Raw genomic sequence first — 14,551 nt, 5'->3', positions numbered from 1 at the left:
TTGCGTAAAACTCCTTAGAACAACCATGTTTGGCAGGTGAAGTTTAAGATGGAAGACCAGTGGATTCTTGATCATTCGAGCGGAGCGGCCCCTCTGGCGGTGCGGGTTCTGGTGGACTGCGCGTCCGAGATCAATGCGGAGATCCGCGCGAAACTGGAGCTCGCTGACCGGATCGGCGCGGCCTTGATGACCGAAGACATCTGGGATGACATACAGAGTAATACACCTCTTTCGCTGTCCAATGAGCCGGTGTCTGTCCCGATCCGGACAGACCCGCTTTATCCGACGGCCCTCCATCGCTACGGTTTCAATGCGTCGGACAGTCCCTGGCGCAGCAAGCTTGGGGGTGTTCAGGGTCGTAAAATCAATCGCTTGTGCGAGCCGGGTGTCGATGCGCGGCTATTGAAAATACAGCCGGGTTCGGCCATCCCCCACCACGATCACAGAGGCCAGGAGCTCACGCTTGTGCTTCAGGGGGGCTTTTCCGACGAGAAAGGTGTCTATCATCGCGGTGATGTTTGCGCGGGCGAAGCCGGCGAGCCGCACACACCGGTCGGGCTTGAAGGCGAGCCTTGCATCTGTTTTGCCGTTTCTCTCGGCGGATATCGATTCCGAAATCCGTTAATGTCGATCGCAGCAAGGATACTGACATGATGCGCATGATCTTCGCGAGCATACTTCTGACGTCGGCCATGATGAGTTCTGGCGAGGCCGCAAACCGGGAGTCTGTGCCGGATGCTGGCGTAATTGCCTTCGACGTCTTTCGCGGCGACAGCCCCTTCGGTACGCACATTCTGCGGTTTGAGGAAAACGGTGATGAGTTGCGCGTTACGACGGATGTTGATCTTCGCGTTCGTATCGGCCCGATTACCGCTTTCCGGTATGAGCATGACTCGGTCGAGGTCTATCGTGATGGCGAGCTTGTCAGCCTTCAGACATCCACTTTGAAAGACGGAGACCGTCTGTCCGTCGATATTGCCAGAAATGGCGATGTCTATGCGGGGCAGGGGTCTGATGAAGACGGAAATTCACAGCCTGTCAGCCTTCCGTCATCATTGCCACCATCGAGCCACTGGGGCGGTTATGCTGTCGGACTGGACACAGTGCTGAATACCGAGACCGGCACCGAAATGCCGGTCACCATTACCGAATTGGGCCAGGCCATGATCGAGGTGGGCGGGCGAACAATCGAAGCCCGCCACGTTCGCATGGAAGGGTCACTCACCCTTGATCTCTGGTATGATGCCAATGGCGAATGGGTCAGAAGCCAATTTTCGGTTCGCGGTCAGGACATTACCTATGTGCGCCGTGACGTGTGAGTGAAACGCCGCGAAGTCTGAGACTGGTGCTGGGCGATCAGCTTTCGCCCACCATTTCATCCTTGAGCGATTACCGGGATGGCGATCTTGTCGTCATGGCCGAAGTCCATGCCGAGGCGACCTATGTCAGGCATCACAAGAAGAAGATCGCCTTTCTCTTTTCGGCGATGCGCCATTTCGCCGACGAGATAAGGTCGGCGGGTATGGCCGTTCATTATTTCACGCTCGATGATCCGGGTAATTCGGGTTCCCTGATCGGGGAAATAATGCGTGCGCTTGAAACTTCGACCGGGATATTTGACCGTGTCGTTGTCACCGCGCCGGGTGAGTGGCGCCTTCTCGAAGAGATGAAAAGCTGGCCGGATCGTCTGGGGATCGACGTCGAAATTCGTGAGGATACGCGCTTCATCGCCTCACTCGACCGTTTCGCAACATGGGCCGAGGGACGCAAACGTCTGACGATGGAATATTTCTATCGCGAGATGCGCAAGGAAACCGGTCTCCTGATGGAGGGCGATCTGCCGGCCGGGGGGCAGTGGAATTTCGATCAGGATAATCGCAAGCGGCTTCCTGCGGCTGTTTCTTTACCGAAGCGCCGGGCACACAGGAAAGATCACATCACCGAGGACGTCTGTGCTCTGGTGCGAGACCGTTTTCCGGATCATTTTGGTGATCTGGAGCCTTTTACCTACGGCGTTACGCGGGCGGCAGCGGAAGCGGATCTCGACGATTTCTTCCGGCATTGCCTCGCTCAATTTGGCGATTATCAGGACGCGATGGTTCAGGGAGAATCCTTCCTCTTTCACTCGGTGATCGCGCTTTACCTCAATTGTGGGCTACTCGATCCGCTGGACGTCTGCCGTCGCGCTGAGGCGGAGTGGCGGGATGGCCGCGCCCCGATCAATGCGGTAGAGGGGTTCATCCGGCAGATCATCGGCTGGCGGGAATATGTGCGCGGGCTCTACTGGATGAAAATGCCCGACTATGCCAACACAAATTTTCTTGACGCATCGCGATCTCTCCCAGACTTCTACTGGACGGCGGATACGCGCATGGCCTGCGTGAGGGATACGGTCGAAACCACCCGCAAGCACGCTTATGCGCACCACATTCAAAGACTGATGATAACGGGCAATTTCGCCCTGTTGGCAGGCATCGATCCGCGACAGGTCGAGGAGTGGTATCTGCTCGTATATGCGGACGCCTATGAATGGGTGGAGCTACCCAATACGCACGGTATGTCGCTCTTTGCCGATGGCGGAGTCATGGCGACAAAGCCCTATGCGGCGAGTGGCGCCTATATCAATCGCATGTCGGATTATTGCGGGAATTGTCATTATTCCGTCAGCAAGAAAAACGGCCCGAAAGCCTGCCCCTTCAATTATCTCTATTGGAACTTCCTGATAGAAAATGAGGACAGGCTGAAGGGCAATCCGCGCCTCAATATGCCGTTTCGCAATCTTGCCAAAATGAATGAAGAAAAGAAAACGGCCATCCGTGAGGATAGCCGCCGCTTCTTCAGGGAAATCGGGATCAGCTAGCGGCTGACCGCATACTGCGCGACATCAATCCGGCCTGTGCGAAAACCGGCTTCGCAATACGCAAGATAGAATTCCCACATCCGGCGGAAGCGATTGTCAAAGCCGAGGGGCTGAATGTCGCTCCAGGCGGCTGTGAAACGTTTCATCCAATCTGCCAGCGTATCCGCGTAGTCGGTTGCGAAGGCCTCAACCCGGTCAAGTTTCAACTGGGCGCTGGCAAACTCTTCCTTCAGGCGTGTGAGACTGGGCAGAACGCCGCCGGGGAAGATATAGCGCTGAATGAAGTCGGCACGTTTGGCATAGGTTTCGAACAGATCATCGCGAATGGATATGATCTGAAGGCCCGCCTTACCGCCCGGTTTCAGGCAATCATGAACCTTGTTGAAAAAGGACGGCCAGTATTCCTGACCGACAGCTTCGAACATCTCGATGGATGCGATCTTGTCGTAAAGGCCTGTTTCGTCCCGGTAATCCTGCAATTTGATATCGACCATGTCGCCCAGTTGCAGCTTGTCCATACGCTCGATGGCATATTCGCGTTGTTCGGTTGAGAGGGTGAGGCAGGTGACGCGCGCGCCGCGATCGCGGGCCGCGTATTCGGCAAAGCCTCCCCAGCCACACCCGATTTCCAGGACATGATCGCCTTCCTGCAAGTCAATGGAATCGGCCAGGGCACGATATTTCTCGTGCTGGGCATCCTCCAGAGACTGTTCCGGCTTGGTGTACCGCGCCGACGAATACGTCATCGACGGGTCGAGCCATTTCTCATAGAAATCATTGCCCAGATCGTAGTGCGCTTCGATGTTTTTCCTTGCGCCGGATTTGGTATTCGCCCGGAGCAGGTGATAGGCCCAGTGGAAAAGCCGTGTGACGGGTCCGCCCGCAACGATGTCGGGTTTTGAGTCCAGATTGACCGAGAAAAAAGAAAGCAGAGCGGTCAGGTCCGGTGTTGACCATTCACCCTCCATAAAGCCTTCGGCAAGGCCGATATCGCCGCCGGCAAGCGCCCGGCGCACGAATTTGAAATCATGTACGTGAAGCTCAGCTATGGGGCCGAGTGACTTGCCTTTGAAGGTGAGCTGCTGACCATTTGGAAACCGGATAGTGAGCTGGCCATTTGGCAGGCGCAAAAATATTCGCAGCGCCGTCTTCATGCCCATGGGCAGGCCGCGAAGCGAGCGAATGCTGTCCGGTGTCGCCAGCATGGGTGTCGAAGATGGCTCTGCGTTCATTGTTTGACCTTACTCGTTTTGAGGCTTTGTTTCCAGAACCCGCGTTGATGGCCGCGCGGGCGGAGAAGGGCGACGATGGTATCGCGCGCCCTTGAACCAGAGGCGAAGGGCCTCGAAATGGATCAGTGTAATTGTCGTCAGTGTGGAGAACGGAAAGCCGATAAACCATGCGAGAAACGCTCTGGTGGTTGCGTCTTTGCGCTGAAGAGACATGGAAGCGCGGAAATCCGGTCCCTGTTCGCCGATCTTTCGAATGGCCAGTGAAAGATTGTTATCCGGGGGCTGCAAGGCGAATTCATATTGGCCGGAGACGTCGAAAAAAGGCGAGACGTGTAACGTCTTATTCGCGGTGTGTTGTTCCACGGCGAGGCCTTTGACGGGCGCGACATAGGCGTGTGAATCGCCGAAAGTATTGTGGACCTCATAGATAATGCCAAGAAGGGCACTATCGCTGTCATAGCCGAAATGCAGCGCAATCGGATTGAATTGATAGCCCAGTATTCGCGGCTGGCAGATAAAGACGATGCGCTTCACGTCCGGAATGCCGGCATCGGTAAATTGCCGCTTGGACCAATCCCGCAGGCAGGAATTGTCACGGGCGCCAAAGTCTTTTTCGTGAAAGCTGAAGAGTCCGGCCCGGTTGACGTCGAATAGCCGCGTAACACGACCCGCCTCATCCAGGCGCTCGAGATCAATTCCGATCATGGCCACCGGATATCTGAACCGGTGTTCAAAAGGCTTGAGGCGCGTATGCGCCGTCGATCCGCGCCAGATATGGAGGGGATTGGTCATTCGGCTGCGACAAGCGCCGGGTCTGTGAAGAACGGGCGTTTGCCCCAGCTGCCGCCGCTCACATCGCCCTCGGCAAAAGCCCAGGGGATTTGTCCGCCCAGTCGAAGTGCGACTCGCAAGCCTGACCTCAGCCCGTCTTCATGGAATCCATAACCGAGCCATGCGCCCGCAAACCAGGTGTGGCGGACGCCCTGGACCTGGTTGAAAATGCGCTGTGCTGCGAGGCCCGCTGTATTGAATTGCGGGTGGTCATACTGGAATTCACCAAAGGTGAGGGCGGGATCCGGCGCGCGGTGCGGATTGAGCGTCACAAATAGCGGCTTCGCGGGATCGATGCCCTGCAGGCGATTCATGTCATAGGTGACCGAGGCAGGCCCGTCTGCGTCATCACGGCAATAATTCCATGCGGCTCTTGCGCCCGCGCGTTTGGGACAAAGCGACGGGTCACGGTGCAATACGGCCCGGTTTGGAGAATAGGGTATTGCCGCAAGCAATTCCTGTTCCGAGGTGTCGGCATCACCAAGGAGCGCCAGAGACTGATTGGAATGACAGGCCAGAATGACTTCATCGAAGTGTTCGGGGCTGCCGCTATCAGTTTGGATGCTGACGCCCTGTGCCTGACGTTCTATACGGGTTGCCGGCTCCGCCATGCGGATATGCCCCTCCAGATCCGCCGCAATTTTGTTGACGTATTCCCGGCTGCCACCTTTCACCGTGCGCCAGAGCGGGCGGGACATATTCATCAGGCGATGGTTCTGGAAAAATCGGACAAAAGCATCGGCCGGATAGGCGCGCATTTCATCTTCGCTTGCAGACCAGATGGCGGCCCCCATCGGCAGCAGGTAATTCCGGATGAAGCGCTCGCCGACGCCCAGCTGCAGGAGATAATGCCCGAGACCGAGCCCGTTCAACTTGCCGGATTCCAGGTCACGCGGCGCTGCCGCGTTGAATCGCAACACATCGCGCAGCATGCCGAGATATGACGGGCGCAACGCATTGCGCTTTTGGGCGAAGAGCCCACCCAGCCCATTGGACGACCATTCAATATCGCCATCCAGGGCAAAACTGAAACTCATATCAGAATCGATTGACTCGACGCCGAGCTCTTCAAAAAAGGCGACCATGTTGGGGTAGTTGAGGGGATTGAAGACAATAAAGCCGGTATCGACAGCGATTGCCTGCCCGTCATAATCAATATCGACGGTATTTGCGTGCCCGCCCAGGCGGTCGCGTTTCTCGAACAAGGTGACATCATGCACCTTGCGAAGCGCCCAGGCCGCTCCCAGGCCGGCAATCCCGGCACCGATAATGGCAATTTTCTTTCGCTGGACGAAATCGGGGGTGATGATCGGGCTCATGCGGTTTCCTTCAAGCTCTTGAATGCGTCCAGCGCGCGCTCTCGAGCGGCTTTGTGATCAACAATCGGTTCAGGGTAGGTTTTGCCGAGTTGGATACCGGCTTCCTTCAAAATGAGGGGGCCGGCCTCCCATGGCTGATTGAGATATTTGTTGGGCAGGCGAGCGATTTCAGGCACCCATTTCCGGACATAATCTCCGTCCGGGTCGAATTTTTCGCCCTGGGTGATGGGATTGAAAATTCTGAAATAGGGTGCGGCATCGGCTCCTGAACCCGCGACCCATTGCCAACTTGCGGAATTGTTCGCGAGATCGGCATCGACCAACGTATCCCAGAACCATTTTTCGCCTTTGCGCCAGTCAATCATCAAATGCTTGATCAGAAAGGAAGCCGCGATCATGCGGACGCGGTTGTGCATGACACCCGTGGTCCAGAGCTCGCGCATGCCGGCGTCGACGATGGGGTAGCCGGTCTGTCCACGCTGCCATGCGGTCAGGGCCTCCGGATCCTCGCGCCAGGGAAAGTGATCAAACTTCTTTTGATAGTTTTCGTGTGGCAGATCCGGATAGTTGAAGAGAAGGCTGTAGGAGAACTCCCTCCAGCCGATTTCGCTGAAGAATTTCTCGGCATTACGATCGCCAATGGATTCGCGGCAGCTCTCGGTGATGGCGAGGATCTGGCGAGGGCTGATTTCACCAAAATGCAGATGCGGCGACAGTCCTGATGTAAAGGTTTTGTCCGGGCGGTCGCGTCCTTCGGCATAATGTTTCGCGCCGTTTTCGACGAACTCCTTGAGGCGATCGAGCGCTCCGGCCTCGCCAGGAGTCCATATTTTTTCGAAACCTTTGGCCCAATCGGGATGTTTTGGCAGCAAAGCCCAGCCTCTAAGTTCATCGCTTGCCGGCCAGCTTTGCGGAGGCGTCAGATCGTCTGGTGCTTTCAGCGGGGCATCCGGTTGCAGTTCGCTTCGCACCGAACGCCAGAAGGGTGAGAACACCTTGAAGGGTCCGCCGGACTTGTTTTTGACCGTCCAGGGCTCTGCCAGAAGATTGGCATTGAACGAGCTGACCGTAAGGCCTTTGTCTGAGAAAGTGGATTTGATTTTTGCGTCCCGTTCGCGATGAAAGGGCTCGTAGCAACGGTTCCAGAAAATACCGTTTGTGCCGGTGTCCTCGACAAGCTCCGCCAAAACCTGGTCGGCTGGGCCGCGGCGAAGGATCAATTGCGATCCGAGGTCTTCCAGCTGGCCGGCAAGTGCATTCAGGCTGTGGTGCAGCCACCAACGGCTGGCACCTCCCATTTTCCAGTCTCCGGGCGTTTCATCATCGAGTATGTAGACAGGGATGACGGGGTGACCGGAATTGGCCGCTGCCTCCAGCGCCGGATTGTCCGCAAGCCGCAAATCCTGACGGAACCAGACGATGATCGGGGCAGTCAAATTGGAGGACAAAACTTCAGCGGCCTTCTATTCTTTTCTTGCATAACTACGTAAGCAGATGAAAAGCGGATCAGTTCCGTCCGTACCGAAGTTGCAGAAAGACAGATCATGTCGACCAGCCAACCGAATGCCGTTATCGAGGTGCCGCGTCCCAACGCTGCGCCCATCCAGATTTCAAATACAAAAAAGCTTGTCATGCTGGCCGGGCCGTGTGCCCTCGAAAGCCGCGAGCATGCGCTTGATGTCGCTGGCCAACTCAAGGAAATCGCTGATCGGCTGGATATCGGGCTGGTTTACAAGACCTCCTTTGACAAGGCGAACCGGACCAGCATTTCCAGTGCGCGCGGGATTGGCCTTGAATCGGCCTTGCCGATATTCGAGGAAATCCGGAATACCACCGGGCTTCCGGTACTGACGGATGTCCATACCGCAGAGCAATGTGCCATCGCGGCGCAAGCTGTTGATGTCCTGCAGATTCCGGCTTTCCTGTGCCGCCAGACCGATTTGCTGATCGCGGCCGCCAAGACCGGCAAGGTTATCAATGTCAAAAAGGGTCAATTCCTTGCGCCCTGGGATATGAAAAACGTCATCGCCAAGGTGACCGATGCGGGCAATGGCAATGTCATGGCCTGCGAGCGCGGTGTCAGCTTCGGATACAATACACTGGTCTCTGACATGCGATCTCTACCGGTTCTGGCCGAAATTGGCTGTCCGGTCGTGTTCGATGCCACTCACTCCGTGCAACAGCCCGGCGGCCAGGGCGGCACCAGCGGTGGTCAACGCGAGTTTGTGCCGGTTCTGGCGCGCGCGGCCGTTTCCATCGGTGTCGCGGCCGTCTTCATGGAAACCCACCCGGATCCCGACAGCGCACCGTCGGATGGCCCCAATATGGTCCCACTGGATCAATTTGAATCTATGGTCTCGCGCCTGCTCGAGTATGATCAGCTAACCAAGGGCTGGTAATCCGGCGCGAAAACCTGCGAGGTCATGATGGATATCACCACACTCTCCGGCATTCTGGAGCGCGCAAAGGGATTGCGGATCCTGTGTGTGGGCGATGTCGTTCTGGACCGTTTTGTCTATGGCTCGACCCATCGTGTATCGCGCGAAGCCCCGGTGCCCGTGCTGGATGAAGATGCCGTTGAGCTGATGCTCGGGGGTGCGGGAAATGTGATCCGGAATCTGCGTGCGCTCGGAGCGGAGGCGACCCTGGTCAGCGTCGTCGGCGATGATCCTGAAGGACACGACGTTCTGGAAAGGCTGCGCCGTGAGGGTGCTGGAGATGCTGTTGTTGTCGACACGGATCGGCCGACGCCGGTGAAATCGCGTTTTGTATCAAATGGCCATCAGATGCTTTGCGTGGACCGCAATCCGAAATCGGGTCTGTCAGAGGCCAGCACCAAAGCCGTCCTGGCAAAGATCGAGAGCGAGCTGGACACCGCGGATATCGTTATTCTGTCGGACTATGGCCGCGGCGTCGTGTCACCAGCCATCAGCGCTGAACTCATGAAACTCGCCCGTGCGGCGGGGAAGCGTGTCTGTGTTGATCCGCGTGGCCGGGACTTTTCCCGCTATAATGGCGCTTTCCTGATCAAGCCCAACGCGCTCGAATTGTTTGAAGAATGTGGCGTTGATCCGGTTGACGACGATGCCACCACCAACGGCCTGGAGCACGTTTACAAGCGGCTGGATGATGTCGATCATCTCATTGTGACGCGCGGTTCCAAGGGGATGAGCCTCTATGGTCAGAGCGGCGCCACGCATGTCCGGGCTCGACCCCGTCAGGTTTATGATGTTTCCGGAGCGGGTGACACGGCCATTTCGATGCTGTCCATCGCTTTGGCCGCCGGGACAGATTTGCGGACCGCGATGGAAGCGGCGGTCCATGCCTCGGGTGAGGTTGTGACCAAGGTGGGAACCGCAACGGTTTCGCCCGATGACTTGCTGACTGTCGCGAGTGCAGGCCGTCCCAAGTCGGGCGGTCAGTCACTGGCCCAGCTGGTTGAGACCGTCGCCGCTGGCGCGCTTCATGGCCTGAAAATCGGTCTGACCAATGGCTGCTTTGATATCCTTCATGCGGGGCATGTCAGCTACCTTGAGAAAGCGCGTGCGCATTGCGACCGTTTGATCGTCGGTCTGAATTCAGACGCTTCGGTCCGTGCTCTGAAAGGTGAGGGGCGTCCGGTCAATGATGCCGATGCGCGTGGCAGCGTTCTGTCAGCACTCGCCGCTGTGGATCAGATTGTGGTGTTCGAAGAGGATACCCCGGCAAATCTCATCGAGGCTCTGCGCCCGGATGTCTACCTGAAAGGGGCGGACTACTCGGTGGAGGATTTGTTGCCGCTTGGAGGCGATATCGTGCGATCCTATGGCGGAGAAATTCGATTGATCCCGCTGGTGGAAGGCAAGTCCACAACGGGTATTCTGCAAAGGCTTTCCGACAAACCGGATTAATTGTCGTCCGAGCGGTCCGGAATGGGTCGGAACGGAACATCTTCGATTTCTTCGGGCTGCTCCAGAGGCGGCGCCAACTGATTTTCGGCTTCGAAAACAGGAAGGAAAGCCGCCAGTCTTTGCTCGGCATCCGTACGCAAATCTTCATAGAAAAGATTGAATGGCGGCAGGCGAAAATATTCTGTGAGCCGCCCCGGACGATGCAAGGTGCGCGAGCGCGGTGGCTCCGTCATCAACACGCCATCCGTGCATTGCGCGCCGGTCTGTGCCGGCAAGGCGGCCGGGTTTGCGCCTTCGCGGAATCCGGATGCCTGGGCGCCGCCGCGATGCATGCGGGCAGGAGCGTAGTCAGTCGTGCGGGCCCCGAGAATGGGATTGATACACAGAAGCCCCCGGCCATCGACACGTTCAAGCGTCCCGCCTGTCGCCCAGGTCATGGTCCGTTCGGTGAGATAACGAATACGGTCTTCGTTCTCCGAAATTGCGGAGACATAGCTGTAGGCGCAACGATAGTCCGCTGGACGTTCGCAGGCCGGAATCTCTGCCAGTGGCCCCTGCAAGAGGTCCAGCGGAAGCGGATATTCAAGAATATAGGCCGCTATCAGATGACGGCGGACGGCCGGGTAGGGCGCGATATCCTCGGTCAGGACGGCGAGGCCGTGCAGGCCGCCCTGTCCGACGCCGGCAATCATGAATGGCCGGTCCTCGCCGATGGTCGTCAGGAAGGCGGCAAAAGCCGTGCGCACATCTGCTGTAGCGGTGAGGCGGGCGGCAACGCCATCCTCGCGGAGGTTCATGAATGTGTAGAGCGATGCCTGACGATAACGGGGGGCATATATCGCGCCCACACTCGAAAAGGGTGCCGCGAAATTAGGGAGCTGTTCCTCGATGACCAGATTCGCGGGTTCTTCGGCGTTGATCGCTGCATTCCAGTCCGATCCGCCGGGATAAGTGGTGCCATGAATGAAAAACACCGCCGGCTGATCCGAAAGCGTTGCCGGACGGGCATACCAGGAGCCAACATCATTGTAATCGGGTGCCTCCGGAAGGATGTAGGTCTGATAGGGTTCACCTGGATCCAGCAGCGATTGATAGATCTGGTCGCGCAACACCCAGGCCGCCAGGGCCACCAGCATCAGGAATCCGGCAATTGCCGTTGTGATCATCCAGAGCGCAATACGGGCGCGGGATACGGATTGCCACAGATTAGCCATGTCTGACAGATACCTCGTTGTGTGTTGGCGTCGATCCGCCAGACGCGTAGTGTTGCCGAGTTCGACGCAGAATCAACCGGATTGACAGTCTGAATTGTTGCAAAGGAGACCAAGCGTGTTTCGCTGGCTCAGAAATAGTTTGCTGACGGGGATCGTCGTTGCATTGCCGGTGACGGTAACCATCTGGATTATATATACATTTGTAAATTTCGTGGACCAGGTCATCAAGCCACTTATCCCGGCACAGTATAATCCGGAAACCTATTTGCCATTTGCGCTGCCGGGGCTGGGCGTGGTTGTGGCTGTTGTCGGGCTGACCTTGCTGGGGGCGCTTGCGGCCAATTTCTTCGGGCGGACGCTGATCAGTATGGGTGAAGGCTTGCTGAATTCGGTCCCGCTTGTGAGAAATCTCTACGGGGCCGTCAAACAGATCGCCGAAACGGTCTTTTCGAGCCGCCAACAATCCTTTCAGGAAGTTGTCCTCGTTGAATTCCCGACGCAGGGGTCTTACGCGATCGGGTTTGTCACGGCGGCTGCTCAGGGTGAAATCAAGGAGGATGTCGGCGAGGACTCGATTGGTATTTTCGTGCCGACAACGCCCAATCCGACGTCGGGCTTTCTGCTTTACACGCCGCGCTCGCGCACGACTCCGCTGGATATGTCCGTCGAAGAAGCCGCGAAGATGATCATATCCTTCGGGTTGGTTACGCCAGAAGGTCTGGCGCGCGCGAACGTGCCCGAACACATCAAGAAAAAAGCGGCCAGATTGAAGAAGAACGACTAGCCGGATTCAATCAGACGAATGCCGTCGTCCTGTTCGAAAAGATAAAGCAAAACCCGGCGCGCCTCAGCGTATTCGCCGGTAAAATCCGGGTCTTCATAGACCGCCTTTTTTGCCGCCTCATTGGCGAGCGGGATCAAGTCGAGATGGGCTTCGATATCGACCAGCCGATAATCGGGCAGTCCGCTCTGGCGAACGCCGAGCGGATCGCCGGCGCCGCGCAGTTTCCAGTCTTCCTCGGCAATCAGAAAACCGTCATCGGTCTGTTTCATGATGTCGAGGCGTTTGCGGGCAATCTCGCCCAGTGGTGCCTGGTAGAGAAGCAGACAGGTTGATGCCTTGTCGGATCGTCCGACACGGCCGCGCAGCTGATGGAGCTGGGCGAGGCCAAATCGTTCGGCGTGTTCAATAATCATGATGGTGGCATCTGGCGCGTCGATTCCGACCTCGATGACGGTTGTCGCCACCAGGATGTCAATCTCGCCATTGCGGAATCGGACCGCTTCGGCATCCTTGTCTTTCGCGTTCATGCGTCCGTGAACAAGTCCGACGCGATCTGCGCCGTATATGGCGGCGAGTTGCCGATGCCGGTCTTCTGCAGCTGACAGATCTGACAGATCGGATTCCTCGACCAGTGGACAGACCCAATAGGCACGTTCATGGCGTTCGATGGCCCGTCCGACGCCATCGATGACGCTGTCAATACGGTCCATGGAAATCGTGCGGGTATCCGGCGGCTTGCGGCCCGCCGGCTTTTCGTCCAGCCGCGACATATCCATATGGCCGTAAACCGACAAAGACAGGGTTCGCGGAATCGGGGTCGCGGTCATCACCAGCAGTTCCGGGCGCCGCCCCTTGGACGACAGTTTCAATCTGTCGGACACACCAAAACGGTGTTGCTCATCAATTATAACAAGGCCCAGCTTCTCGAACTCGACGCCCTCCTGGAACAGGGCATGAGTGCCGCAAATCACATTGATCCCACCCGTTGCCAGTCTTTCCAGTATCTCGCCGCGCTTCTTGCCCTTGTCGCGCCCGGTCATGACGCCCACGCTCATGCCCGCCGGTTTCAGGAATATTTCCATATTGCGTGCGAGTTGCCGGGCCAGAATTTCGGTGGGGGCCATTATGGCGGTCTGCAGACCGGCCTCATGGGCACGCGCTGCCGCCAGGGCGGCGACAAAGGTCTTCCCGGAGCCGACATCGCCGTGAAGCAGGCGCATCATGCGTCGGTCAGAGGCCATATCACCCGAAATTTCGTCGAAGGACCGCATTTGTGCGTTTGTCGGGGTAAAGGGTGCGCCGGTCAGGATTTTGTTGATGCTGGAGTTGTCGCCGACTACCGGCTGACCCGCGCGCCGGCGCCGGCGTTGGGCCACGATCTGCAAGGCCAGCTGACGCGCGAACAATTCATCGAAGGCCAGGCGCTGCCGCGCCGGATGGGCCGGGTCTGTTTCCGGAAGCGTTTCCGGATAATGCAGGCTTTGCAGCGCATGGTGCCAATCCGGCCAGCCTCGTTCGTGCAATACCGAGCCGTCATGCCATTCCGGCAGATGCGGCAGATTTTGCATCGCCGCCCGGATAGCCTTGCGCAGGACTTTCAGGCTCAGTCCTTGCGTCAGGGGGTATACCGTTTCCAGCCCGCCAAGTTCCGCTGCTTCGGATTCGGTCAGAACGAGGTCAGGGTGGGTGATCTGCTTTTCGCTACCGAAGGTCTCGACCTTGCCGGATACAATCCGGATTTCGCCCTCCGGAAGCAGGCGTTTGAGGTAATCAATGCGTGGTTTGAAATAAACAAGGTGCAGAAAGCCGGTCTCGTCGCTCATCCGGACCTTGTAGGGCGTGAAGCGGCTTTTTGGCGGCTCGATATGACCTTCTACCTCACACTTGATGGTGGCGATCTGACCTTCCGGTGCCTCGGAGATCGTCGGGCGCAAGCTGCGGTCCACGACCGACACCGGCCGGAACAGCACGAGATCCCGCACCCGATCGCCGGCCACTTTTACGACCAGCGCGGCCAGTCTCGGGCCGATGCCGGGCAAAGTGGTGACCTCCTTGAAGAGAGGGAAGAGAATCTCGGGCCGCATGAGGTGCAGATTGCGACAGGTTACGCCTTCACGCCAGCGCCGGGTCAGCCTATATGGCCGTCCTATGTCAGAAAATGTTGAAACACGCCGCCGCCGCTTGCTCTTTCGCGCTGAACACCGGGGCTTCAAGGAAGCCGATCTGGTGATCGGGGGTTATGCACGCAAGAATTTGCCGAATATGAGTGAAGCGGCTCTGGATGAATTTGAAGCCCTGATCGACACACCGGATCAGGAACTCTACGCATGGATTGTCGGGCGCGAGCCGGTTCCGGAGGAATTTCAGGGTCCGGTTTTTGACTCGCTGGCGGCTTCTGCGATCGCCGTTGCCAAACCCTGA

13 protein-coding genes are annotated in these 14,551 nt (G+C 57.5%); 7 read left to right on the top strand and 6 right to left on the bottom strand.

Features of this window, described 5'->3' with window-relative positions:
* Positions 1–48 precede the first annotated feature (48 nt).
* Genes HXX25_RS04955 through HXX25_RS04945 form a run of 3 tightly spaced genes read left to right on the top strand, consistent with a single transcriptional unit; the run spans position 49 to position 2,860 of the window.
* Complete coding sequence (locus HXX25_RS04955; RefSeq protein WP_187167400.1) at positions 49–654, top strand: cupin domain-containing protein; 606 nt, start codon at positions 49–51, stop codon at positions 652–654.
* Positions 651–1,319, top strand: a complete 669-nt coding sequence (locus HXX25_RS04950; RefSeq protein WP_187167399.1) for a DUF6134 family protein — start codon at positions 651–653, stop codon at positions 1,317–1,319. Before HXX25_RS04955 ends, HXX25_RS04950 begins: the two co-directional genes overlap by 4 nt.
* Positions 1,316–2,860 carry a cryptochrome/photolyase family protein gene (locus HXX25_RS04945; RefSeq protein WP_187167398.1) on the top strand — a complete coding sequence of 515 codons (1,545 nt, stop codon included), beginning with the start codon at positions 1,316–1,318 and terminating at the stop codon, positions 2,858–2,860. The genes HXX25_RS04950 and HXX25_RS04945 overlap by 4 nt, the downstream gene beginning before the upstream one ends.
* Here the strand turns inward: HXX25_RS04945 and HXX25_RS04940 are convergent.
* From HXX25_RS04940 to HXX25_RS04925, 4 genes are read right to left on the bottom strand one after another with little or no spacing between them, the layout of a single operon-like run.
* Positions 2,857–4,092 (bottom strand): cyclopropane-fatty-acyl-phospholipid synthase family protein, encoded by a 1,236-nt coding sequence (locus tag HXX25_RS04940; protein WP_187167397.1) that lies wholly within the window; start codon positions 4,090–4,092, stop codon positions 2,857–2,859. The two genes, HXX25_RS04945 and HXX25_RS04940, sit on opposite strands and share 4 nt — an antisense overlap.
* 9 nt (positions 4,093–4,101) lie before the next feature.
* A complete protein-coding gene (locus HXX25_RS04935) occupies positions 4,102–4,884 on the bottom strand; it encodes a DUF1365 domain-containing protein (protein WP_187167396.1) in 783 nt (260 codons plus the stop codon).
* A complete protein-coding gene (locus tag HXX25_RS04930; RefSeq protein WP_187167395.1) occupies positions 4,881–6,242 on the bottom strand; it encodes an NAD(P)/FAD-dependent oxidoreductase in 1,362 nt (453 codons plus the stop codon). Before HXX25_RS04930 ends, HXX25_RS04935 begins: the two co-directional genes overlap by 4 nt.
* Positions 6,239–7,690, bottom strand: a complete 1,452-nt coding sequence (locus HXX25_RS04925; protein WP_187167394.1) for a deoxyribodipyrimidine photo-lyase — start codon at positions 7,688–7,690, stop codon at positions 6,239–6,241. Before HXX25_RS04925 ends, HXX25_RS04930 begins: the two co-directional genes overlap by 4 nt.
* Positions 7,691–7,786: 96 nt before the next feature.
* On the opposite strand from HXX25_RS04925, the gene kdsA reads away from it, so the two are divergent.
* Entirely contained in the window at positions 7,787–8,641 is an 855-nt protein-coding gene (gene kdsA / locus HXX25_RS04920; RefSeq protein ID WP_187167393.1) for a 3-deoxy-8-phosphooctulonate synthase, read from the top strand.
* 24 nt (positions 8,642–8,665) lie between these two features.
* Positions 8,666–10,132, top strand: coding sequence for a D-glycero-beta-D-manno-heptose 1-phosphate adenylyltransferase (gene rfaE2 / locus HXX25_RS04915; protein ID WP_233346891.1), 1,467 nt, complete (start codon positions 8,666–8,668; stop codon positions 10,130–10,132).
* On the opposite strand, the gene HXX25_RS04910 is transcribed toward rfaE2, so the two are convergent.
* Positions 10,129–11,346, bottom strand: a complete 1,218-nt coding sequence (locus HXX25_RS04910; protein WP_187167392.1) for a DUF3089 domain-containing protein — start codon at positions 11,344–11,346, stop codon at positions 10,129–10,131. The two genes, rfaE2 and HXX25_RS04910, sit on opposite strands and share 4 nt — an antisense overlap.
* Positions 11,347–11,461: 115 nt before the next feature.
* Between HXX25_RS04910 and HXX25_RS04905 the strand changes: the two genes are divergently transcribed.
* The gene (locus HXX25_RS04905; RefSeq protein ID WP_187167391.1) at positions 11,462–12,130 is read left to right on the top strand and encodes a DUF502 domain-containing protein; all 669 of its coding nucleotides are present in this window, start codon (positions 11,462–11,464) and stop codon (positions 12,128–12,130) included.
* Here HXX25_RS04905 and recG read toward each other — a convergent pair.
* Positions 12,127–14,214, bottom strand: a complete 2,088-nt coding sequence (gene recG, locus HXX25_RS04900; protein ID WP_187167390.1) for an ATP-dependent DNA helicase RecG — start codon at positions 14,212–14,214, stop codon at positions 12,127–12,129. The genes HXX25_RS04905 and recG overlap by 4 nt on opposite strands.
* A 64-nt stretch (positions 14,215–14,278) precedes the next feature.
* Between recG and HXX25_RS04895 the strand changes: the two genes are divergently transcribed.
* Complete coding sequence (locus HXX25_RS04895) at positions 14,279–14,551, top strand: succinate dehydrogenase assembly factor 2 (protein WP_187167389.1); 273 nt, start codon at positions 14,279–14,281, stop codon at positions 14,549–14,551.

It is taken from the genome of Hyphobacterium sp. CCMP332 (genome assembly GCF_014323565.1).
Lineage (GTDB): Bacteria > Pseudomonadota > Alphaproteobacteria > Caulobacterales > Maricaulaceae > Hyphobacterium.
The sequence above is the reverse complement of the archived record's forward strand: the minus strand, read 5'-3'. Positions and strand labels throughout refer to the sequence as shown.